Source organism: Leptospira interrogans, from assembly GCF_900156205.1.
GTDB lineage: Bacteria > Spirochaetota > Leptospiria > Leptospirales > Leptospiraceae > Leptospira > Leptospira interrogans.
In genome coordinates, this window is record NZ_FTNA01000004.1 from 1 (window position 1) to 23,671 (window position 23,671).

20 protein-coding genes and 1 pseudogene are annotated in these 23,671 nt (G+C 33.9%); 7 read left to right on the forward strand and 14 right to left on the reverse strand.

Translation table 11 applies throughout. From position 1 onward, the window contains the following. A partial coding sequence (locus BW942_RS04335; RefSeq protein ID WP_053903046.1) for a transposase occupies positions 1-200 on the reverse strand: 200 nt, incomplete at its 3' end. A gap of 59 nt (positions 201-259) precedes the next feature. Between BW942_RS04335 and BW942_RS20790 the strand changes: the two are divergent. Then, positions 260-857: pseudogene (locus BW942_RS20790) on the forward strand (DDE-type integrase/transposase/recombinase); the annotation flags it as partial. Positions 858-1,116: 259 nt separating this feature from the next. Here BW942_RS20790 and BW942_RS04345 read toward each other — a convergent pair. From BW942_RS04345 to BW942_RS04360, 4 genes are read right to left on the reverse strand one after another with little or no spacing between them, the layout of a single operon-like run. Then, positions 1,117-2,232 (reverse strand): sensor histidine kinase, encoded by a 1,116-nt coding sequence (locus BW942_RS04345; protein WP_000837658.1) that lies wholly within the window; start codon positions 2,230-2,232, stop codon positions 1,117-1,119. Positions 2,233-2,245: 13 nt separating this feature from the next. Continuing rightward, positions 2,246-5,863: a response regulator gene (locus BW942_RS04350; RefSeq protein ID WP_000155460.1), complete on the reverse strand. Its 3,618-nt coding sequence runs from the start codon at positions 5,861-5,863 to the stop codon at positions 2,246-2,248. Positions 5,864-5,865: 2 nt separating this feature from the next. Continuing rightward, entirely contained in the window at positions 5,866-6,447 is a 582-nt protein-coding gene (locus BW942_RS04355) for a chemotaxis protein CheB (protein ID WP_001105137.1), read from the reverse strand. A 22-nt stretch (positions 6,448-6,469) separates the two neighbouring features. Beyond that, complete coding sequence (locus tag BW942_RS04360; RefSeq protein WP_002146507.1) at positions 6,470-7,384, reverse strand: CheR family methyltransferase; 915 nt, start codon at positions 7,382-7,384, stop codon at positions 6,470-6,472. A gap of 715 nt (positions 7,385-8,099) precedes the next feature. On the opposite strand from BW942_RS04360, the gene BW942_RS04365 reads away from it, so the two are divergent. After that, positions 8,100-8,849 (forward strand): lysophospholipid acyltransferase family protein, encoded by a 750-nt coding sequence (locus tag BW942_RS04365; RefSeq protein ID WP_001068465.1) that lies wholly within the window; start codon positions 8,100-8,102, stop codon positions 8,847-8,849. Beyond that, positions 8,846-9,844, forward strand: coding sequence for a patatin-like phospholipase family protein (locus BW942_RS04370; protein ID WP_017861799.1), 999 nt, complete (start codon positions 8,846-8,848; stop codon positions 9,842-9,844). The genes BW942_RS04365 and BW942_RS04370 overlap by 4 nt, the downstream gene beginning before the upstream one ends. A gap of 316 nt (positions 9,845-10,160) precedes the next feature. Here the strand turns inward: BW942_RS04370 and BW942_RS04375 are convergent, their stop codons facing one another. Next, positions 10,161-10,526, reverse strand: a complete 366-nt coding sequence (locus BW942_RS04375) for a nuclear transport factor 2-like protein (RefSeq protein WP_000993822.1) — start codon at positions 10,524-10,526, stop codon at positions 10,161-10,163. A 122-nt stretch (positions 10,527-10,648) separates the two neighbouring features. On the opposite strand from BW942_RS04375, the gene BW942_RS04380 reads away from it, so the two are divergent. Beyond that, positions 10,649-11,089, forward strand: coding sequence for a MarR family winged helix-turn-helix transcriptional regulator (locus tag BW942_RS04380; protein ID WP_001003251.1), 441 nt, complete (start codon positions 10,649-10,651; stop codon positions 11,087-11,089). 64 nt (positions 11,090-11,153) lie between these two features. Here the strand turns inward: BW942_RS04380 and BW942_RS04385 are convergent, their stop codons facing one another. From BW942_RS04385 to lipB, 6 genes are all read right to left on the reverse strand, one after another. After that, positions 11,154-15,770 (reverse strand): LA_1737 family protein, encoded by a 4,617-nt coding sequence (locus tag BW942_RS04385; protein ID WP_000594767.1) that lies wholly within the window; start codon positions 15,768-15,770, stop codon positions 11,154-11,156. Between the two features lie 11 nt (positions 15,771-15,781). After that, complete coding sequence (locus tag BW942_RS04390) at positions 15,782-16,003, reverse strand: DUF167 domain-containing protein (protein WP_000673486.1); 222 nt, start codon at positions 16,001-16,003, stop codon at positions 15,782-15,784. Between the two features lie 12 nt (positions 16,004-16,015). Beyond that, on the reverse strand, positions 16,016-17,611 hold the full coding sequence (gene murJ / locus BW942_RS04395; RefSeq protein WP_000063338.1) for a murein biosynthesis integral membrane protein MurJ: 1,596 nt from the start codon (positions 17,609-17,611) through the stop codon (positions 16,016-16,018). A 3-nt stretch (positions 17,612-17,614) separates the two neighbouring features. Next, entirely contained in the window at positions 17,615-18,547 is a 933-nt protein-coding gene (locus BW942_RS04400) for an STAS domain-containing protein (protein WP_000405946.1), read from the reverse strand. A 6-nt stretch (positions 18,548-18,553) separates the two neighbouring features. Further along, a complete protein-coding gene (locus BW942_RS04405; RefSeq protein WP_001221130.1) occupies positions 18,554-19,717 on the reverse strand; it encodes an LIC_12071 family protein in 1,164 nt (387 codons plus the stop codon). A gap of 473 nt (positions 19,718-20,190) precedes the next feature. Next, entirely contained in the window at positions 20,191-20,790 is a 600-nt protein-coding gene (gene lipB / locus BW942_RS04415; RefSeq protein ID WP_001982476.1) for a lipoyl(octanoyl) transferase LipB, read from the reverse strand. A 63-nt stretch (positions 20,791-20,853) separates the two neighbouring features. On the opposite strand from lipB, the gene BW942_RS04420 reads away from it, so the two are divergent. From BW942_RS04420 to BW942_RS04430, 3 genes are all read left to right on the forward strand, one after another. Next, positions 20,854-21,387, forward strand: coding sequence for a type II toxin-antitoxin system antitoxin SocA domain-containing protein (locus BW942_RS04420; RefSeq protein ID WP_000413244.1), 534 nt, complete (start codon positions 20,854-20,856; stop codon positions 21,385-21,387). Between the two features lie 26 nt (positions 21,388-21,413). Continuing rightward, positions 21,414-21,749, forward strand: coding sequence for an aspartate 1-decarboxylase (panD, locus tag BW942_RS04425; protein ID WP_000676612.1), 336 nt, complete (start codon positions 21,414-21,416; stop codon positions 21,747-21,749). A gap of 89 nt (positions 21,750-21,838) precedes the next feature. Continuing rightward, positions 21,839-22,687: a hypothetical protein gene (locus tag BW942_RS04430; RefSeq protein WP_000834696.1), complete on the forward strand. Its 849-nt coding sequence runs from the start codon at positions 21,839-21,841 to the stop codon at positions 22,685-22,687. A 470-nt stretch (positions 22,688-23,157) separates the two neighbouring features. On the opposite strand, the gene BW942_RS04435 is transcribed toward BW942_RS04430, so the two are convergent. Both BW942_RS04435 and BW942_RS04440 read right to left on the reverse strand, forming a co-directional pair. Continuing rightward, the gene (locus BW942_RS04435) at positions 23,158-23,421 is read right to left on the reverse strand and encodes an acyl-CoA thioesterase family protein (RefSeq protein WP_000433884.1); all 264 of its coding nucleotides are present in this window, start codon (positions 23,419-23,421) and stop codon (positions 23,158-23,160) included. Then, positions 23,405-23,662, reverse strand: a complete 258-nt coding sequence (locus tag BW942_RS04440) for an LIC12077 family protein (RefSeq protein WP_000242966.1) — start codon at positions 23,660-23,662, stop codon at positions 23,405-23,407. Before BW942_RS04440 ends, BW942_RS04435 begins: the two co-directional genes overlap by 17 nt. Positions 23,663-23,671 lie beyond the last annotated feature (9 nt).

Sequence of the window (23,671 nt, forward strand, 5' to 3'; positions counted from 1 at the left end):
TCTTCACTTTCTTTTAACTGTTTATCCGTAAGTGGGAGCTGATCTTCTGATTTTTTCAAGTATTCTCCCCTCCATTGTCGTAACACAAAATAGCTGATTCCAAGTGACCCTGCTACTTCTTTTATCGTAAACGAACCAGAAAGTGTTCGCTTGACTGCTTGTTCTTTAAACTCCGGAGAGTATTTTCCTTTCTTATTCATATTCACCTTTACCTCATTCGCTGAGTAAAAGGTGTCCGTTTTTACGTAACTAGGTTACTTTCCCGCGAACAGAATCCCGATTGAAGTTCATGAAATCGAATTGCTTAGAGCATGGCAAGAGTTTTAGGAGTATCTCGATCAGGATATTATAAATATCTAAACCGTCATAAAGATCGATCAGTTGCTCCTGAACTTACAAACTTTCTCCAAGAGAAGTGGCTTAAAAGTCGTAAGAATTACGGTTTTAAACGACTCTTTCAGGAAGTGAAAAAGTCGAATCTTCCCTATGGAGCGAGGAAAGTTCGAAAAGCGATGAAACACTGTAAAATTAGCGGGAAACAGAGGAAGCAGTTTAGACCTTTGACAACGAATTCAAAACACGGAGGTAGAATTGCTCCTGATTTAGTTCAAAGGAAATTTCATCCGAACGAGCAGAACCGAATTTGGGTGTCTGATGTTACATTCATTCGGACTTCGTTTGGTTGGAGTTATCTCTGTGTGATCCTGGATTTGTATTCACGCAAGACAGTGGGTTGGTCGCTGAAGGAAGCGGAGCATCTTCTATTCGATTTTATCGAAGTGTATTACAATAGATTCAGGTTTCATTCTACATTAGGTTATATCAGCCCTGAAGAATTTGAGACAAATATTGCTTAAATGGCTGTCCACTTTTATGTGACTACTTCAGGTTACAATGGATCTTAGAAAGGCTACAACTCTTTCTTCGAAGAATTGATATAATCTAAATCGTTAAGACAAAAAACAGAATCGCATACAATATTTTAAAAAATTAAGAATATTGAAATTCTATAAATAAATAACACGCTACCTCATTCTGCAAAAAACGACAACGACTTCGCCTGTAAAGACCCTGTTTTGTCAGTCCCCTAAAAGGTGCCATTTTACTTTTTAAGTTTTATATCGGTAAAGAGAAAAAAAATGTTGCACCACGGTCTAATTCTCCTTCGGCCCAAACCCTTCCTCCGTGACGCAGAACGATTCGTTGAACGATCGCCAAGCCGATTCCTATTCCTTCAAATTCACTGTTTTCATGCAGCCTTTGAAATACTCCAAATAATTTATTCACATACTGCATATTAAAACCGGCACCGTTATCTTTTACGTAATACGTAATTTCTTTTTCATTTGTAGAGGAACCTATCTCTACCTTTGGATTTTCCTTTTTAGAAGAATATTTAATCGCATTGGATATAAGATTAATCAGCACTTGTTTGAGCAATTCGGCGTCTCCCATAATCGAAGGAAGTTTTTTTATTTCTAAACTTGTTTTTCCGTTTTTCAAATCTTCTTGAAATTCTTGTAGAATCGTATTTACCAATTGGTTCATATCGATCGGCTTTTTCTTCATATCCTTTTTTCCTAACTTAGACAAAAGCAAAAGACTATCGATTAAACTACTCATCTTCAAAGAATTATCTATGATTAAACCTAAAACCCTTTTCCCCTCCTCATCAAATTTTTCTTCATAATCTTCCTTTAATATCTTTGTATAACCTCTTATAGCTCTCAAAGGAGCTTTTAAATCATGAGAGACGGAATAAGTAAATGCATCCAACTCTTTGTTCGAATATTCTAATTCCAAATTTTTCTGTCTCAGGCTTTCATTTAATTCGTGTAATGCGGCATCTTGAAGATGTTTGTCTATAAAGAACTGAACCTTATTGATCAATATTTCTGGTTGAAACGGTTTTGTGATAAAGCTAAACGCTCCTTTTTCATACCCCTTAAACACATTCAGGTTATCCGTATAAACTGCGGATATAAAAATAAAGGGTAAGTCCGCCGTTTTATTTTCTTCGCGTATAATTCCTGCCAATTCATACCCATCCATCTCTGGCATTTGTATGTCCAATAACGCCAAAGCAAATTCATGACGTAAAATCGCCTTTAAGGCTTCGTTTCCACTTAAAGCTTTGACTAACTCTACGTCCAAATCCTTTAACACAACTTCTAGGGCGATCAGGTTTTCAGGCTTATCGTCTACGATTAGTATTTTCGGTTTTGATTTCATGATCTTTAACCTTCTATTTACTTAACCAAACCCTCATCAAAGAAAACAAACGTTCTACATCAACCGGCTTGGGTATATAATCATTTGCACCGGCCTCTATACATTTCTGTCGATCGTTTTGCATCGCTTTTGCGGTCAAAGCGATAATAGTGAGATTTTTATACTTCGAAATTTCCCGGATCTTTTTCATTGTTTCGTAACCGTCCATCTCTGGCATCATTATATCCATAAGAACCAAGTCTACGTCCTCGTTTTTAGAAAGTAATTCCAAAGCGCTGTTTCCATCCTCCGCCTTTAAAACGTTCATTCCTTTTTCACTAAGTATTTTAGATAACGCAAAAACGTTTCTCATGTCGTCATCAACCAAAAGTATTTTCTTTTGAAATAAAACCGAGTCTTTATCGTATAAATTATTTATAATATTCTGTTTTGCTTCTGGAAGATCATTAATCATCCTATGAAGGAATAACGCGGTCTCGTCCAACAACCTTTCTTCGGACTTAATACCTTTAATAATGATACTTTCAGAATATTTCTGAAGCTCTTTATCCTCTTCTTTTGTAAGTTCTTTACCCGTATAAATGACTATAGGAGGAATCCGTCCATTCTTGATCTTTTCCATTTCTTGAATCAGCTCAAAACCACTCATATCGGGAAGTCCTATATCTAAAACAATACAATCAAAATGATTTTCGGCGTAGACTCTAAGAGCTTCCTTACCAGAATCCGCTTCAAAACATTTAACGTCTCCGTTTCCAATCAACTTGAGCATCATCTTTCTCGAATTGAAATCGTCTTCTATGATTAAAAGATTTTTCATCTTTCTGTTGATGAAATTTTCGATCCGATTAAAAGCTTCGTCTAACTCCTTTTTATGGATTGGTTTTCTTATATGTTCCACCGCACCACCTCGAATGAGTTCGAGAGAATATTCATTTGCGGAAACTATATGAACTGGAATATGTCTAATAGATTGATCCGCCTTTAATTCGTTTAATACGGTTTGCCCTTTAATTCCAGGCAGATCCAAATCAAGAATAATTGCATGAGGTTTGTATTTTCGAGTAAGAATCAATCCATCTTCTCCGGTTGCGGCGGAAATACATTTGAATCCCTTTTCGTTTGCCTGTTTAATCAATACAGAAGCAAATTTTAAATCATCTTCGATAACTAAAAGAACCTTATCATTCTCTCCGATTTGATTCCTATCGTCCTGTAAAGTTGGATAATTGATAAATTCGTTTTGGATAGAATCAACCGAGTTATGAAATACTTCATTTTCTTTTTCCGAAATCGAAATTTCGTTGGTTTCGATTGGAAGTGATAAGGAAAACGTAGAGCCTTGATTTACTTTACTTTTAAGAAAAATTTCTCCTCCTAGTAGTTTGGCAAGTTCTCTAGAAATAGATAAACCGAGTCCAGTTCCACCATATTTTCTACTAGTACTTCCATCAGCTTGTTGAAACGCTTCAAAAATTGCAGAATGTTTTTCTTCTGGAATTCCAATTCCAGAATCAATCACCGAAAAAAGAATTTTATCTTTGTTTTGTTTTTTAATTTCGACTTGAACCTTTCCTCGTTCCGTAAATTTTAACGCGTTAGAAATTAAATTTTTTAGAATTTGATTCAATCGATGCGAATCAGTTCGAATTACCTCCGGTAGATCATCGTCAAAAATTAAATCCAAATCTAACTTTTTCTCCGTGGCCTGGAGCTTAAATGTGCTCATTAATTCTTTTGCGAATTTTCTCAAAACTACCCTTTCCAAGTTAACTGACATTTTCCCGGATTCTATTTTAGATAAGTCTAATACATCATTGATTAAGACCAACAGATCATGTCCGCTTTTATAGATGATGTTTGCGCTTTCTACCTGATCCTCGGAAAGATTTTTTCTTTTATTATCTGCTAGGTCTTTGGAAAGAATCAAAAGACTATTTAAAGGGGTTCTAAGTTCATGAGACATGTTTGCCAAAAACTCAGATTTATACTTACCAGAAAGTTCCAACTGTTTTGTTTTTTGTTCTATATCACTTTTTGCTAATTCTACTTCCTTATTTTTCATTTCTAAGATATGTGTTTGCTCTTCCAATTCTTCATTAGAAACTTTTAATTCTTCCTGTTGTTGTCTTAAAACCTGGGTTTGTTCCTCCAATTCTTCGTTCATCTGTCTCAATTCTTCTTGTTGTGTCTGAAGCTCTTCACTCTGTATACGCGTTTGTTCCAAAAGCTCTTGAATTTTTCTTCTAGCTCTAGCAGAATTAAAACTGATTCCTATACTTTGAACGGAAGATTCTATAAATTCAATTTCAGAAGGGGAAAAAGAATCTAATTTTCCTAACTCAATTACACCTTGTGTTTTTCCCTCGAATACAAAAGGAACGATTAATATCTGTTTTGGTTTTGTATCCAGTATTCCAGATAAGATACGAAGAGATCCTTCTTCTACATCCGTTAAAAAAATCCGTTTTTGTTCAGCTGCAACCTGTCCGATCAAACCTTCATTCAGTGCGAATCTTTCGGAAGAACGACTCTCAGAAATAAAACCATATTTTCCAAAAACAGATAAGCTACATTCAGAATCGTCACAAAGATAAATCGCTCCTACATTCGCATTGAGATAATTAGATAAAAAGGTAATTACGTCTTTTGCAAGTACTGACTCGGTCTTATCCCCTCTTAATTTTTCGTTAAGAAAATTTTGACCATTTGTCATCCAATTGTGTTTTTCATTTTCCTGAGTTTTTTTTCTAAGAGAGGAAGTCATCATACGTAGAGAATTTCCTAAAACGTCCTTCTCCGATTTAGGAACAAAGTCTACGAAATAATTTCCGGAAGCCACGTTATTCGCATTATCTGTTATTTCCTTAAAACTTTCCCGAATTTTGTTTAGGAATTGATAAATCGGTTGGAGTTCATCTTTATAGGCTCCCGCAAGCGGAACGTTTGAAAATTCCCTATTCGCAATTTTTTCGGCTTCTTGAGAAATAAATTGAATTCTATTGCCTATCGTTCTAATGATCCAATAAGAAATCGCAATCTCTATAAATAAACTTACTAAAACAAGCAAAATAAAAAAAAGAAATGTCAGATAATATTTTCTTTCATTTTCCTCTTTATCAGATTGCATGTTTTCTTCGCTTTTTTTAATCAAATAACTTAACGTTTTAATAATAGAGTCTCGTATAGTAAGACCTTTACTGATAGAAATTTCGAATGCCCGGCCTTTATTATTTTCCAAAGAAAGGGAAACAATTTGAGCCAAATCCGATTTATACGCGGTCCATAAAGATATAAAATTTTGAAGTGTTTCCGATCCTTGAACTTCCGTATAACTTTGTAATTCAATCGTATTTTGATCTACTGAATCCACCGCCTTATAAATTCGATCTCTGTAATAGACCATCTTTATAGGGTCCTTTTCTATAATGATATTTTTTTCGTGACGTGAAGCTTCTAAAACACCGATCAAAATTTCATGAGATAAATTCACTTTTTTTGCAGATACGTCTACGATTCGTTTTAATCTGTCGTTGGAATCGGAAACCATGTCTAAAACAAATAAAACACTAATCAACAACATCCCTAGAATAATGGAAAATCCTACAATCAGCTTTCCTCGAATGGTCATATTTATCTTTGCTCCAGGTTATTTTGATCCAGTCTTATGAATAATTCAGCGATCTTTTCTAAAGAAAGTACATAATCCACTGACGTAGCTTCAATAGCGGATCTAGGCATCAAAGCAATCTCAGCGGTTAAAGGATCTTGAACAACCGCCAGACCGCCGTTTTCTTTAATTTTTTTTAAACCCTGGGCGCCGTCAGAATTTGCGCCCGTCAGTATAACTCCGATTAGTTTATCTTCATATACTTCAGAAGCAGTTTCAAATAAAACATCAATAGACGGTCTTGAGAAGTTCACTCGTTCCCCTATGGAAAAAGAAAATGTTTTATCCTTTTCGATCAATAAATGATAGTTAGGCGGTGCTACATATACCATACCCGATTTTATTTCCTCTTTTTCCTCTGCCTCTTTGATTTTGATATTGCATAATTTTTCCAAAATTCGAAACCATTCTCCATCAGAACGCGCTCCTATATGTTGAACAATCACAATAGGAATTCCAAATTGAGTGGGTAAAGTTGGCAATATGGTTTTCATTGCATTTATCCCTCCTGCTGAAACTCCTATTACGATTGCTTCGTAGTTCATACGAATTTTATAATATATAATTCTAATATTTTTTCTTGTATATTTTTTGTTTAGAATCTAAAGACTCATATTTTTCAGCTAACCCGCCGTAGGAAATTCCTTCTTTAGAACCTAAACAAAGAATACCTCCTTTGACGAGACTTTCTAAAAAAAGATGATGTACTTGGTTTTGTAATTCTCTCTTAAAATAAATCAAAACGTTTCTACAAAATACCAGATTCACTTCTGCAAAAACTCTATCCGTTACTAAATTATGATGAGCCCATACTATATTTTTTTTTAACGTTTGATTCATAATCACCATTTCACCATCAGAAGTATAATAGTCCGAAAAAAAACCACTCCCACCGGAAAGCTGATAGTTGATCGTATATTCTTTCATACTTCGATTTCTAAAAATTCCTTCCCTTGCCACGTTCAAAGCTTGTTCATTAAAATCTGTGGCGTAAAGAATAGATCTTTCATACAACCCCTCTTCTTTTAAAAGAATCGCCATTGAATACGCTTCTTCTCCAGTCGAACAACCAGCGTGCCAGATTTTTACAAACGGATACGTTTTTAAAATTGGAATGACCTTCTTTCTTAAACATACATAAAAATCTGGATCACGAAACATTTCCGTAACTGTGATTGATAAGTCTTGCAACAACTTAGAAGCAAAAGTTTTATCTTGTAAAACCTGCGTCTGCATTTCAGAAATACTGCTTAAACCGGAAAGAGCAAGCCTACTGATAAGTCTTCTTCGTATGTGAGCCTCAGAATATTGTCTGAAATCATAGCCGTATTTTTCAAAGATCACCTCCAAAAGAAGATTAATTTCAGTATCTTGAATATCTCTAGATTTCATAAAGGATTCTTTCAATTTGAAAGGTTGCTCACCTTCAAAATCAGAATAGAACTTATTTCTCTTTTTAGTAAAAAGAGTATCTTCTGACATAACAATTTTGCCTTCAAAGAAAATGGGATAAACTTTCTCAAAAAAGAAGCCGCCTAATTGAATCGCCAAAACGAATTTTAATCAACAATTTATTTCAGTTCAATTTAATTTTTAAGAAGCTTTCTTTTTGAGAATATAAAATTAAATTCTCAATTGGTTATATGATAATTTTATCATCTATAATCCTTCATACTACAAAGTAGAGCGTCTAAAATCCTATGTTCAATGATGGATTTCATTTAACATTTCGTCGCATTCTATTATATAGAGATCAGTAAGATAATATTCACAAATTTGAATCCTAGAGATTGATCTTTAAAGTAATAAAGACTCAATTTTAGATCTAAATCTTAAAACCTTTTTCTAAATTCAAATTGCAAATTAGACATTTTTTATAAAAAACGGATAGTCTAAAAAATAAAAATTTAATCTTAAAAATTACACGATCAAAAACTGCTACAATGAAGACAAAAACACCTTTAAACGCAAAATTGAAATACTTACGCGAATAGTTTTAATTTCATCTAAATCATTGTATATGTTTTTGGAAACGATCATAAGTTTACTTTCTTTCAATTTTGAATCGTCCCAAGTTATTTGTTGAAAATAGAGACTCAACTACACGATTGACACTCTTGTAACTTTTCGTTCTTCGGCTAAAAGAAGTTCTTTTTTTTGCAACCCCTTCCATTTATTTTGACTCAGATAAATCAGTATGAATCCAAAAACTAGGATCGAAGAACAAGATCAATCTGACCAAAAGTATGACGACTCGGAACCGGGAGTACATCCTGGTAGTTCTCTTAGAGTAAGGAAAATTTTACGTTGGTTCGGAAAAATTTACGGAAGTCTATTTTATAAAACCGAAGTTATCGGACTAGAAAACGTTCCCCAAAAAGGAAACGTTTTAGTTTTAGTAAAACACCAGAGAAACGACGATATTCCTTTGGGACTTGCTAAAGGATTGTATAAAATACGCTGGGATATATGGGCGATCATGAAAGATTCTATGGCAGCGCCTATGTTTTTCAATTTCTTTTTAAAATGTGGAGGAATCCCACTGAATCGATTAGAACCGCGTAAAAGTAAAAGGGATCTACTATTTGCAAGAAAAGTATTATATAATGGTAATATGCTCGTCATCTTTCCGGAACAAACCACGGTTCCCTACAAAATGGGAAAAGGAAGACCAGGGGCGTTTCGTTTTATCGTAGGAAAACCGCAATCCCCTCTTCCGGTTTTATGTTTAGGATTAGACTACCGTCCGAGAGGTTTTTTACGCAGAACATCTCTTACAATTCGGATCGGAGAATTAAAATATTTAACTCCAGACAGAGACCCAGAAGAATTTTTACACGAATGTATGCACGAAATTGCAAGTCTTACAAATCTTATATATCCATTTGAATTCAAAAAATCTAAATTAGAAAATTTTGAAGAATCCGAGGTAGAATCCGTAATATGAAAATTCCAATAGCCAAAGGTAGCAAACGTGCTCTTCTTGTTGAAGGAGGTGGTATGAAAGGAGCTTTTGCAGGAGGTGCGTTACATTCTCTGCATACAATAGTATCTCCAAAACATTTCGATTTAGTAGTTGCGGTATCCTCCGGTGCTTGTTCCGCCGCGTATTACGTTACGATGCCAGAACCGGAACCAGAAAAAAGTCTCAAAACTTTAGCAATTTGGTATATAGAACTGGCAGGAAGAAAACTCATATCTCCCTTTCATCCTTTTTTAGGAAAAACTTTTTTAGACCAAGAATATCTTGTAGATGACTTGTTTGGGCAAAAGTATCCTTTGCCCGCAGAAAATTTTGAAAAATTCGGTTTACCAGAATTGAGAATCGCAGTCAGTAATTTACAAACCAGAACAATCGAATATGTGCGAGCTACTTCCTCCAACATATTCGATCTTTTAAAAGCGGCAACCTCTCTTCCAATAGCAACCAGAGGAAAACACAAAGTAGATGGAAAATTATATACAGATGCTGCCGTTCTCAATCCATTTCCTCTTGAAGATTTAATAGAGGCAGGATACAAAGATATTACGGTAGTTTTAAATTCTCCTGTGGAAAGAATTTCTCCTCCGTTTAGTATGTTGACTAGTCTTCTGTCTTTTCCAAAAGACTGGAAAATGGCAAAGCTAATGAATAGATGGCATCATCATCATTTTAATCTAGCAAGAGCGGTAGCGCAAAAACCTCCCAAAGGAGTGCGAATCCATACTATCTCCCCTGAAAACCCTCTTCCAGTAAGTTTAGTCACTACTAATGCAAATAAACTAAAAGAGGCAGTAAATCTAGGAGTTTCCAAAGGAGAAGAAATCGGAAAACTACTATTAAAACTTTTTACAAAAAATCAAAACTCAAAAAAGGATTCTTTTACTGGAACAACTCTAAAACAAACTCGAAATTCTAATCTAAAAAAGAAACCTGCCACTAAAAGAAAAAAATCGAAATAAAGTTTTGTATCTTTGTTTTTAAGGTTTTATAAAATAAAAATTTTCCAAGATCTTATAAATGTCTTTATAAGTGATTTAGTTTATTATAATAAACGATTTTATTTTAAATAGAGTTGTTGAAAAATTCCATAGTGACGATTAACAAAACTGCTTCAATTGCCGGTTTCCATAAAATAGAAACAGATGGAGAATTAATTTTTCAACAATTCTAATGAAATAAAACATAAAAATAGAACTTTTTAATATTACTCATATTAGAAAGCACTAAGGATACGAGATAATATGAATTTATTATTTATCTCGCATCCGAGTGTTGTTATTTTACAGTGTAGTAAAATCTTTCGTGAAAGATTTTCCCATCCTTCCAGGTTTGGACGCTCGCCTGTGTAGCCTTAATGTGACCCCATTCTTTATGAACGTAATCCAATTCCCATTCAACAATACTTCTATTATTTTCCTCATCTACGATAGTACCTAATACTTTTGCAAGATTCCATTTTACTTTGGCAACAAAATCCTTTTCTCTGGCAAGATTCTCTTCAAAACCTACCGTAGGATTTTGAGTATTTTCCTGCATTACGACCGCAGGATGATAAAACTCCTGAAAAGCTTCTATTACGTTTCCAGCCAAAATCATTTCGTTTAATCTATTCACCTTTTTTCTGATACTTTGTGCGTTCATTTGTTACTCCTTTTGAATTCTTGCCGGGTAAAATTCGGAAAGAATTTTAGTTGCAATTACAACTATTTCATATTCTAAAAAAATGATTGCAATTGCAACTAAAAAATTACATTCTATTCTTAATGAATGAAAAATTATCAGAACAATCGATTCAGGCTTGGGCGGCAGGCCTAAAATTTTACAGCTCAGCTTCCTCCCAAATAGAATCCGCTCTTGCCAAAACAAACGCAATTTCTCTTACTTGGTACGACATACTTTATACGGTTTACACAAAATCTAAAAAACGTTCTAGAATGTCGGATATAGCCCGGGAAATCATACTAAGTAAAAGCGCTTTGACTCGTTCTGTAGATAAACTAGTCACTGAAGGTTTTTTAAAAAGGGAAAAAAGCGAAGAAGATGCTAGAGAATTTATCGTAGAAATCACATTTTCCGGAATTCAAGCACTTAGAAATTCATGGCCGATTTACGAAGAAGGAATTCGAGAAATTTTCGCATCCAAACTGACTTTTAAAGAAACCAGCGAACTTTTAAGGATTTTTAGAAAATTGAATAAATATTAAAAAAATATAATATAAAAACTCATACCTTTAGAAAAAATCTTTCCAACTTTATTTTACGGAAACTTTAATCGTTTTCATCAAACCATAAAGAAGGAGAAATTCCAAAGTAACTATTCCAAGTTTTACCCTTATAAGTAGTCCTACTAAAAATAAATTTTAAAAAAGACATTTTTTGGAAACCAGTTTCTTCTTCGAATTCGTAATTCCAAAGTAATCCTCCGATAAAAGGTGCTCCTAAGATTCCGTAATTTTGAAAACCTCTAAGCGCTTTTTTTTCGGAAAAGTACAAAAGTCCCCCTAAAATTTTGGTGGATTCTTTTTTCTCGATTTCAGAACGATTCTGATAATAAATAAGACCAAGACCACCTAACGTGATCGAACCTTCCGAATCTTTTGAATGATACGTCAAAATCGGAGGTGCTAAAAACGAATAACCTTCTTGAGTTTCGCCATATCTATAAATAGGTAGAAAGTTTTGGATTTTTTCCTGAGGAGAATTTAAATACCGAATCCATAAAAAATTCCAATCAGTCATCTGAGGAGTAGATTCGTAACCTAACAGAATCCCTCCGAAAACTCCCCATCGTGTTCTGTCCCTTTCAAACTCCGCGTTAAAAACTCCTAAAAAAAGACTAAGCTCTTTTCTTTGATCGGACACGTACAATTCCAAATCGAATAAGTATAAAAAATTATAACGATTGGACCGTTCACTATTACGTTGATAATAACCTAGGATAAAAAAATTAGATTCTGAATCCCCATACGACCGAGTATAGAAGAAAGGAAGGAAGAAAAAAGTTTTATCTTTATTTTTTTGATCGCTAGAATAGTAAATCGAAGGAAAGAAAAAGATACTATTCGTTTTCAGTATGTCGTCTCTTTGATAGTCAAATAGAATCCCGAGTAAATTAGTATGAGAAATCACGGCTCCATCCTGATTTCCTTGAAAACTTCTGTAAGCTAAAATCGGAATCATCCATCTATAAGTAGACGAAGAATCTGCAGAATCAGCATTTTTATAAAAAAATAAAGGAAATAAATAAGCATTCATCCGGCTTAAGACTGTAGTACCATTTGAAAATTTTTCAAACTTCTCATAACCGTAAAGAGCAAATAACGTTTTTAGTGAAACTGATTTCGTTTCAGTTTGAGTTTTATTTTCCGAAACCATTTGTGTTTCAACTTCAAAATAAATTTTATTTTGTTTTTCATAATTGATAAAAAGTAACCAATCAAAACCCCAAGAATCTTCCACAACTAAACCACTTGAAGAATTAGAGCCATATTTGGTTTTAGATTCAAACGTATAAAACATTGGAAGCGGAAGGATTGTATAGAATCTAGAAATTTCGGAACTATTTCTTCCGTTTGTCCAGTTTTCAAAAGTTTCCATTTGAAAAAAAACTGGAGTGAAAGTTCTAAAATTCTTATGATCATTTCCAGAAATCTTATCTCTATTTTCACTCTGATACCAAAACGGAAGAATCATTGTACGTTTAATTCCCGACTCCGGATCGGATCTAAATCCAGCAAACAATAAAATTGTAATATCATAAGAATTAGGAGTTGTCTGACTGGAATATAAAATCGGAATTTTATGAGATCGATATGTCCAATTTCCACCTTTCATAATTTCTTCTCTAAAATAAAACGGAAATAAATAAAAACGAGTCGTTTCCTGTGCACCTAAAGTAGAATAAGAATCGTCTATATATCTTTCTCCACCCATAAATAAAAGAAAATTCCAAGAAGATTTTTGAAAAGTAACGTTCACCGATCTTTGAAAGAAAGAAGAAGTATAATAACCTAAAATAAAACGAAATCGTTTGTCCCCACCCTCTCCTTTTTTGTCTCTTCCCCAAACCACAAGAGGAATCGGTAAAATCAAATTTAGATCGGAAACATAAGAAGTATCGAACTTTTCTTTTTCTTCATTTGAAGAATAATAAAACGGACTTAAGAAAAAAGATTCTTTATGTTTTAAAGGCAAATTTTCTTTATAAGAATATAAGAATAAAAGAGTATATAGATTTCTTTCTTGAAAAACTTGTTTTTCACCTTCAAAACGATCTAAATAATTTCTGAAATAAAAAGGAATTAAAGTATTATAACCAGAAACGGATCTAAAATCTTTTTTTGTAAAAATTTCCTCGGAAGCCTGGTAAAATGGAAATAAAATTCCATGAAAAGAAGAAGTTTCGTAAGTTCCGTTTTTTTCTTTATAACGATAATAGAATATACTTTTTGTTTCTAAACGTTCAGCGGTTTCACGATGGGTAAAAATAGGAAAAAAACGATACGCAGTTTCTTCTTTAGATCTCGCATAACGTATTAAAGGCCAAAGAACAGAATATTCTCTGCGATCATTTTCTTTCTCCATTAAAAATAGAAAAATTCCCAAAGAAAGAACAAAATTCGTTCCCTTTTTTTGTTCTGCATAAAAAGGAAACACAACCCGATACGATTCGTTTCCCACCTTTCCAAAAAAAATAGGTGGCAAAGGCCAAACAAATATATAATCATTGCTGTTTGTCCCCCAAGTAAACCAAGTCAAGGGAAGAATCCGAAAATGTTTTTTATCGTCCCCAGATTGATAACTTACAATTCCAAACAAAGCCTCCCAACCGAAATAGTTTTTAGAAGTTTCTCTAGCCAATTTTTTATAAGAAGCAAAATTAGAATTTTCATCCAACGCAGGTTTCTGAAATTCTTCGTTCGACTTTTCGATGCGAAAATCCTTTTTAACTTCATTACTTTTTGGGTTTTGAACTTGTATTAAAGTGGACTCTTCTTCTTTTTTTGTATCCGTAAAAAAAGTAAATGGACTGGTAATTTCTTTTCTCAAGGAAATGCTAAATAAATTATACATAAAAGAATAATCTAAATCTATATAGTATTCTTTTCCGGAACCACTTGATTTCAAAGAAGCATCGAACCTTCCTCCCGTTTGAGAAATGGAAAAACCTCCGAAATACAATTCTAAGTTTTTGTTCTTTTCATAATATTTGAGATACGCAGGAAGTAAAATATCTCCTCTAGACTCGGCGCTTTTCCACTCGAAATAAAAAGGAGCTAGAATAAGTGAACTTGTTTTTTCTTTTCTGTCTTCGGAAGAATAATACAACCAAATCCAATCTCTATCTACATTAGTTGATCTAAGTTTGTAATGGAAGGGGCTGAAGGAAACATAATCTAAATCGTCTCCTCCAAATCTAAAATAGAAAGGAAATAAAAGATTATATTCATTTTTTTGATAATAATAAAAAGGTAAAATAACCCTAGCAACGGTCTCATCTTTATAATTTTTCCAACGATAAAATAAACCAGCTAAACCTAAAAAAGACGAACCGTCTTGCTCATAAGAGGAATAATAAAACGGATAAAAACGAACGAAATTACCCAAATTAGAAGAACCAGGACTAAAGTATTGGGAATGGTAACCTAAAAGAAAAAATTCTTTGTGATTTGGCGTGTCATACTTATAAAAAAATGGAGCAAACGTTTCACTCTGAGCATCTGAAAATACATGAAAGAAACCTAATAAAGGAATATGAAAATAAGAATTTGCTTTATAAAACCAAAAAGGAAAAAAAGTTAAAGTGTTATCCGACTGATCTTTTGTTTTAGACCAATAGAAAAAAGGAAAAATTCTAAAATAACTCCAGTCGTTTTCTTTTCCCCATTGAAATACTAGAAAGTTTCGAATTTTATAATTTTCTCCATCTTCCTTTAAATACAAAGCTAATGGAGCAAAAAATAAACGAGTGGTTTCCTTTCCAGAAACGAGCAATTTTGATTTATAAAACAAAAGTAAAGGTAAAAAGGAAGATTCCCATTCCGAATCCGAAAACTTCTCTTTTTCCCAAAATAAAAAAGGAGAATAATGAGAAAACATTTGAGAGTTTAAGCCAGTTGTTCTGGATTGATGATACAATGGAAAAAAAGTAAACGAATAATCTTCTTTGATTTTATAATTGGTATAATATATCAATGGTAAAAAATTAAAAAATTTTTTCTCTGTATTGTGTCCCCATCTTAGTAAAGTAAACCAAGTATCTGACTCTTCCAAAGATCTTTTGTGAAAATAAAATAAAGGAAGAACCATCATAGAATTGGATCTGATTCCGTTGTTTAAATCAGATTTTAAAATCAACAAAGGCAAAAAACCTGGAAACATAGAAAAATTCTTTTCAAATCCAGGACCAGAAGAGTTAGAATTGTAACCTAACCAATAAAATTTAGAAGATTCCCTATAACCAATTCCACCGTCTACTGGCTCTATGTTATTGCTGTAAAAAAGAGGAGATAAAAAAGTTTTTTCCTTTAACCCTTCTTTTTCTACCCTACGATAACTAAAAAATGGAAAAACAGAATCCAGGCTTGCCTTTCCAGACTTCGCCTCAATAGAATTATAAAATGGGAATATTCTAAATTGCTTAAATTTTGGATAATCGGTTCTTCTAATAAACCAAAACGCGTGCCAGGATAAATGTCCTGGCCATTTTTCAACGTCCACAAAAAGCATCCGAACCGGATACTTTTCTTCCTTTTCACTTCCGAAAATTTCTTTTTTTTCTCTAATTAATTCGTCAAAAGGATCTTCCGTATAACTTCTATTTTGTGCTGCAAGAATCCCAGGAAGTAGAAGTAAGATCGTAATTAAGATTCTGTTTTTTATCATATAAAAAGATTTTAAAGATCGATTTCGATTATTTTCTTTTTGTTTTTTTGGCCAGATAAAATTCGAATCTTACTTTTTGGAACTTTCATTTCTTTAGAGATAGATTCGATCACGGCCTCGTTCGCTTTTCCTTCTAAAGCCGGTTCTCGAACCGCAATCGTTAGAACCCCGTCTTCTTCTTTTCGAAAAAAAACCTTTTTAGAGTTCGGCTTTACGTAAACCGTAAATTTCATCCTTGCAGCATTTTAGACTATTTCTTGTTTTCGACGAAACTTTCGGATCAATAGATATATCCCATCCACTTTAAAAATGAGACTGGAAGCAAAAAAAATTAGAACTGCCGGAAAGATCACTAAACTTAAATGAATTCTAGAAGATTGTACGTAATTGACCCCAATCGATCCCAAATAATTTAGAATTGTGGAATATAAAAAAAATTGATGAAAGAAAAGATAACTTCCCAATAACAAAAATGGAATTGACATTTTAGAAATTTTTTTAAAGAGTTCGATCCAAGGAAATCCTATCTTGTGTTTTTTCAAAAAAATTCCTAAAAGTAAAAAAGTGAATATAGCAGAAATCGCAGAAGATAAGGCGATCGCAGAATGTTTTAAAAACCAAATCAAAGATAAATTCAAAATTATGTTGATCGTAAACGATATTGACTGAATTCGAAGAGGAGTTTTCGTATCTTGAAATGCATAATAAGAAGAAATTAATATTTTATTGATACTAAAAAAAGGAATCGCAATTGAATAAAAAACCAAAGGTTGAGTCGCAGTGTGAGTAGCAATGTGATCCCATTTTCCTCCGAAATAAATAGAATCTAAAATCGGACCCGCAAGAAACGCCATTCCCAGCGCGGCCGGCACGGTCAAAAATAATGCGAACTCAAGCGCACCTGCAAGTTCCTGATGTATAGAAGACCATTCTTCCTTTTTAAGAGATTGCAAAAGAGCCGGTAAAATGGTGGTAGCAAGTGCAACTCCGATGATCCCTGTGGGCAATTGAACCAATCTTTGAGAATAATCTAAACTTACAACTGCACCAAGTCCTGGATTTTGATTTTGCACCCAGTTAGCTAAAAAAATATCTACGAGTAAACTCAACTGATAAAAACCTCCGCCTAACGCTGCTGGAAGCATCAGTTTAAAAATTTTTCGAATGGACGGATGTTTCCAGTTCCAATTGATTTTAGGCATGTCTTTATTTTTCCAAACATACCAAATCTGAACCGCTAGTTGTAAAAAACCTCCGGTAATAATCGCAAAACAAAGTACAATCACTCTATCGTGTAAGTCGTCCACAAACGGAAACAAACAGATAAAAACAAATAGATAACATAAATTTAAAATGATCGGAGAAAGAGAAGGAACAAAAAAACGATTTTTAGAATTAGAAATCGCCATAAAAATAGCAGAAAGACTAGCAGTGACAATTAAGAAAAACAGAATATAAGTTAGTTCTATTACTAAATTAGAATATTCTTTTGTTCCTCCTACAAGAATAGGAAGAAAAAAAGGAGAAAAAAGAAATACGATACCCACTAAAATAGATAAAATAAAAAACAAAAAAGACAAAACCGCTCCGCTCATTATTTTAGCTTCTTCTTCGCTTATTTTACCGGACTCTGCGTAAAGAGGAAGAAAGGACTGAGAAAGTGTACCTTCCGCCAGAAGATTGCGAAACATATTGGGAAGACGATAAGCCACCGAAAATGCAGAGGCCACCATACCGGTTCCAAAGGAAACGGCCATAAAATGATCTCGAAGAAGACCTAAAATTCTAGATAAAAATGTATAAAAAGAAAGTGCTATACTACGTGAGGCTGCGTTGGACAAGGATTAGGTTCCTAGAAGTTTTTCTAGGTATCGAACTCCGTCCATGCTATTTAGGTCAAACTGAATCTGACAAGCGGGACACTGGTATCTTCCCGGTTTAGAAACTCTGATTCTAGAAGAACAGGCTCCACAATAGATGATTTTTTTTGGAAAACTTTTTTCCGTCTGAATTGCTTTTTCTAAAACCGACTTTGCAGAATACTCTGGAGAAGTCGGGTTTGAGATAGGATTAATTTTTATGTCCGATGATTCCTCTAACTGAGTAGAAGATTCCGAGCTTGAAGAGGAAGTTTCCGTCTCTGTTTTAGAAGATGATTTCAAAGAAGAAGTATCTATTTTATAGAGTTCTTTTTGTGAAGTTTCTTCTTCGTTTAAAAAAGCCTGTAATCTCTGAGATTGACTAGCAAGTCCAAAAGAACCTATAGACTCTGATTTCAAAGATTCGTTTCCAGCTTCGGGAACGGTTTTAATTTCAGGAATAAAAATACCACGTGAAGTTTCACTCTTACGAGAAGAACTGGAAGAATAAAATTGAACTGGAGAATTTCTTTGGATCTTAGAAGTAGAAGAAACAGAACTTCTTTGGTCTAGAATTTTGATCGAAGCAAGAAATTCTTCGGCGCGATTAGAATCGTCAAAAAAAGAAATTGACCTTCCAAAACCTAAAAAGCTCAAAAGAGTTTTACATTCTTCGTTAAACGCGCAATAGGCGGAAGAAGCCCCTCTGTTTTTCAAAAAATTCTCGAACCTAGCGAGAACCTCAATTCCTTCGGATTCAATATATTCCAATTCTTCGCAGGAAAATAAAAATTTACGGATTCCCTCTTCCCATTTCGATTTCAGATACGAATAAAAATCCTCAGCACTTGCAGAGTCTAAACGTCCTCTCAGTTTAAGTTTCAAAATATTTTCGGAAAGTCTGGATCTGATTTCCACTTTCGTTTATCCTAAATAAATCGCGTCTAAAACTTCTTCTTTGGAAGTAAGATCGATTTGAGAAACGACTGGTTCAGTTTTTATTGTGATCTGAGAAAGATTCGTTTCTGTTTTGCTCTCTGTCGTCTCCGTTTTCTGAACTGCTTCAATTGCAACTGGAGTTGGTTCGGAAGGTTGAGTTTGTGACTCGGTTTGCAAATCAACTTGAGAATCAGACGAAGATAAAACCGGTTCCGTTTGTATCGATTGATTCTGCTCGGCATTTCCCAAACTTCCAGGAAAAATAACCGAACTTAAAGGACTAGAATGTTTTGCAAGAACCGGAACATGAACTTCTTGTGAATGAGAAATTCTTTCTACAAAAGGTTTAGAACGATCGTTTTTAGAACTTACTAAAGTGAGGAGTAAATATACAAATTCTAAAAACAAAGCCGCACCTAAAGCAATCAAAGAATCGTTTCTAAGAAGCCATTCTAAAAGTTCTGTTTGCTGAAAAACAAACTTACGAAAATTTCCCCTGTCATAGATCATATGAATCGCGGCAACTCTTTCTAATTTTACTGGATGATAAACTGCCGCTGAAAGAAGAATTTCTGGTTCATTAATTTCAGGAAAAAATTTTTCAAATTTAGAAAAGAAAAAACTTTTAGAAAGAAAATCTTTCTTTTGATTTAAAAGAACCGGAATACTGATCTGCCATTTGCGAAGATGAAAAGCCCTGGTGTAAAGTGAATCCTGATATAAAGAAATTGGTTTTCTTTTTTTTAAGTTTTCTACAAGATATTCCGGATTGGAATGGGCTAAAACGATACCTTCCTCATTGGTCAAAAAGATTTCCTTGATCGTATAACCGTCTGCGTCTTTTTCAGAAACCTTGACGAATCTAGAAAAAACGAAATTCATATCTTCATAAGAACCATTTACTCCAGAATTTTCTGCGGCCTTAGTAAGAGCACTCAATGTGTCTCTAGCTCGATTGTCCGAGCCAATTTTCAAAAGTTCAAATGAGGCCAAAGAAGATTCTAAAAAAGACCAAGCGACAATTCCAAGAGCAATCGATTCGCAGACGATCAATAGCAAAAGAAAATAGAATATACTTTTGAAAATCTTCACTATCCATCCAATCGGAAGGAAATAGGCTTTCTCTTGAGAATAAAAAAGAATTCTCAATCACTTTTCATAGAAAACGAATGATTTTGTAAGAGTTCCCACAGTTTCAAAGTTTATCCGTAAAATCTCAATTTGTAAGAGTTCCCACAGTTTCAAAGTTTATCCGTAAAATCTCAATTTGTAAGAGTTCCCACAGTTTCAAAGTTTATCCGTAAAATCTCAATTTGTAAGAGTTCCCACAAGTTTCAAAGTTTATCCGTAAAATCTCAATTTGTAAGAGTTCCCACAGTTTCAAAGTTTATCCGTAAAATCTCAATTTGTAAGAGTTCCCACAAGTTTCAAAGTTTATCCGCAAAATCCCAATTTGTAAGAGTTCCCACAAGTTTCAAAGTTTATCCGCAAAATCTCAATTTGTAAGAGTTCCCACAAGTTTCAAAGTTTATCCGCAAAATCCCAATTTGTAAGAGTTCCCACAAGTTTCAAAGTTTATCCGCAAAATCCCAATTTGTAAGAGTTCCCACAAGTTTCAAAGTTTAAGACGAACTCACATTTATCGGTTCTAAGAAAGAACATAAATTCTTTTTCAAACAAGAAATCAATTCGTCTCTTTTATGAAGACCAAAATCAAGACCTAAATCTTTTACACTCGTCATATTCGTCCAATTTCGGCCGCAGGGATTGATACAACGAAACGTTTTCAAATCATTACTTAAATTGAATGCAATTCCGTGACTGGTAAAAAAGGATTTAAAATTCACTCCGATCGAACAGATCTTTTGAGAGGGATTAGATTCCAAATATAAACCAGGAGAATCAGAATCGGAAATCAACTGCAAATCCCAAGTGGATCTGACCGAATCGATAACAGACCGAAGTAAATTTTCTAAATAAAAACGAATAGAAAGATTTCTCTTTTTTAAATCCACATGAGAATACAAAACGAGTTGTCCCGGCTCATGAGCGGTAAAATCTCCCCCTCTTTGGGTCCAATGGATTTGAATTCCCATCGATTCCAGAAATTCTGGCTTAACTAAAAGATTCTCTGGATTATAATTGATTCCCCCGGTGATTGTAGGAGCGTGTTCCAAAAATAGAATACATTCCTTCCGAAACTTTCGCAGTTTTTCCTGCATTTCCAAGTAACGGAGGTAAGGAATTTTCTTTCGAAATTCAATTATTTTCACAAGATTCTTTATATGGAAAAACTCTTAGAAGTCATCTCTTTTATCCTACAAAAATCTCCGAACGGAAGAGATCGTTTATCACTCTCTAAACTGATTTACTATTCGGACGGAGTTTATTTTCAAAAAAACGCAAAACTAATCACAAACCAAACCTATATCCATTTAGAAGATTCTCCCTGTGCCTTAGATTTACAATCTGCACTGCTTCACTTGAGAAAAAATGGTCTAATTGATATCCACCCTAGATTGACGGAAAAAGGTATTTCCGGATTTCAAATCGTATGGACAGGAGAACCGGGAGAAGAAGCAGTAGATCTCAACCGACAAGAAAAAAGAATTATTCGTAAGGTATTGGAAAATTTTAAAAATGCGGTCTATGACGAAAATAGAGTGTATCCAAATTTATACGAAAATTATATCATTTCGCCATTGTTTGCAGAAATTCCGTTCAGTATGGATACTTTGAATACCAAAATTCACTTTTTTAAGAGGAAAACGCTTTTAAATATCTCTGGTAAAATTTTTAAGGTACTATTTAGCGAATAGCGGGGCCTAAAATGCAGATAACCGTAATGAAAGGTAAAATCCACCGGGCCACGGTAACAGACGCGGATTTAAACTATGAAGGAAGTCTGACCGTGGATATGGATCTTGTAGATGCTGCGGGAATGCGAGTATACGAGAAGGTTTCCGTAGTGAATGTAAACAATGGAGCCCGTTTTGAAACCTATATCATAGAGGGAAAAAGAGGTTCCGGAGAAATCTGTTTGAATGGGGCAGCCGCAAGACTAGGAATGAAGGGTGATAAGATCATCATCATCACTTATGCTCAAGTAGAAGAAAAAGAACTTGCTTCAGACTACACTCCTAAAGTAGTTCACGTTGACGAAAAAAATCGAAAACGTTAATTTTTACCAAAAAACAACTTCCCCTACCTAAGTTCCGGCTTTCAAAGGCCGATATAAATTAGTAAGAATTCCATCGGACCAGAATAACTATGAAATCTTTTTTAAGAATCTCTGTTTGCCTGCTACTTCTTTTCGTAGGTCATACTACCTTTGGCCAGAACGCAGAAAAAACCGATCCAAACAAAAAGGACGGAGGAACAGAATACTACCCACTTGCCTACTATGACGAACGTCTTTCCGTTAAGAATATTTCTTTCTTTCGTAGACATTCCGACAACGGTAAGGGGGAATTTCTGGATGTAATGGTGGAAATGGAAAATAGATCTTTTGATCCCGCAAAATTTTCCATTTACATCTTAGCGATCAACGAAACTACTTCGATCAATCCGGAAAAAAGAGATTTAGTGCCTTTCCCAAAATGGAGAGGATTTGATTTAGAAAACAACACTTTCGTAATCAATTTTCAAAATCTAATGCCTCAGAAATTGGAACCCAAAGCAGTTTGGGGCGAAGAAAAATATAACAAGGCCAAAAAGGATTATGATGATCGTATCGCTCGAGGTGAAATCGTAAGAATGTCAAATCCTTCTTTGACAGAAACTGTAACCTATCTCACTAATCATTCTGAAAACGCACTTGAATTCACGATTTTCGGAGAACAAGGCCCTAAAAAAGATCAAGTGCTCATCAGTAACTTTGTAGATCAAACCGAGGAAGAAAGAAAAAAACAAGCTCACGAATCCTTGAGTAAACATACTTATACGATCTACAGCGCAAAATATAAAACCACTCTCATGTCTCATCATTATACAGAATATAGACCTGGTTATGTAACTTATAATAAGGTAGTCGTTCTGATCTTCAATCCTCTCAAAGAGAAGAATAAATTGGTTTATAGAAGATTTATAGACATTGGCGGAATTAAACTTCTCAATTAAGAATTTTTAATAGGGCGAAAAAATTTTTTCGCCCTTAAAACTATTCTTAATCATCTAACTCATGTTCAGTATAGAAAACAAAACTTTCATAAAAAGTATATAATCCCGCAAAACTTAGACATTACAAATTTTAACAATTCATTATAAATATAAAAATTAACATTTTTTCTAATTCTCTTACATCGAACTCATCTTAAAATCAACGTAAGTTCAACTTAAACAAAGAGTAAATATTGTAGATAGATCTGATGTCAGATTTAAAGATATATTCTGAAAAAAGTTTTATAAAACACTTAAACCCATTTTAAATTATAAAACCAATTTCAAAACGGTCTTTTATGTGAAATGTAGAAATACGAAGATTGATTCTTCTTGAAATAAAAAAACCGAAAGCTAAAGCGCAGCAAATAACCAGATTTTTTTAAAACTAAAAAAATCCAATAAATCTCTTACTGTAACTATTCAAAGGATTACTTTAATGGTTTCCGATAACGATCGATACTTTCAGGAACATAACGCATCGACCAATCCGATTCGTTCATATTCTTCTCGATCCAACCAATCGCGTGATCCCAACGACCATCGGAAAGAAAATCAAAAAAATAAGAGGAATTCATATAACGATATGAATCCATAATATCTAGAATATCCCGTTTTACCGGAAAACTCTGGATGTTTTCGCTTTCTGAAAAGAAGCTATTGTCCATTGGTTCTATTCTAAGAACCGGTTCCAAGACTGTCCATCTTTTTATTATGTTCACATTGATCTTCTTCCCAAAGCGTCAGTTGCGTTTCTTCTTGTATATTTTCGAATTCGGAATTCTTTTTTTCTTTTTCGTTTTTTTTACCATGAAACACCTCTTGACGTCTTTTTTTCACCTTACGCGCCTCTTCCAGTATTCCCTCTAATTTCTCCTCTAAAAAATAACGAATTTGACGATCTATTTCATTCTCCGTTTCTTTTATTAAAACCATACATTCCTC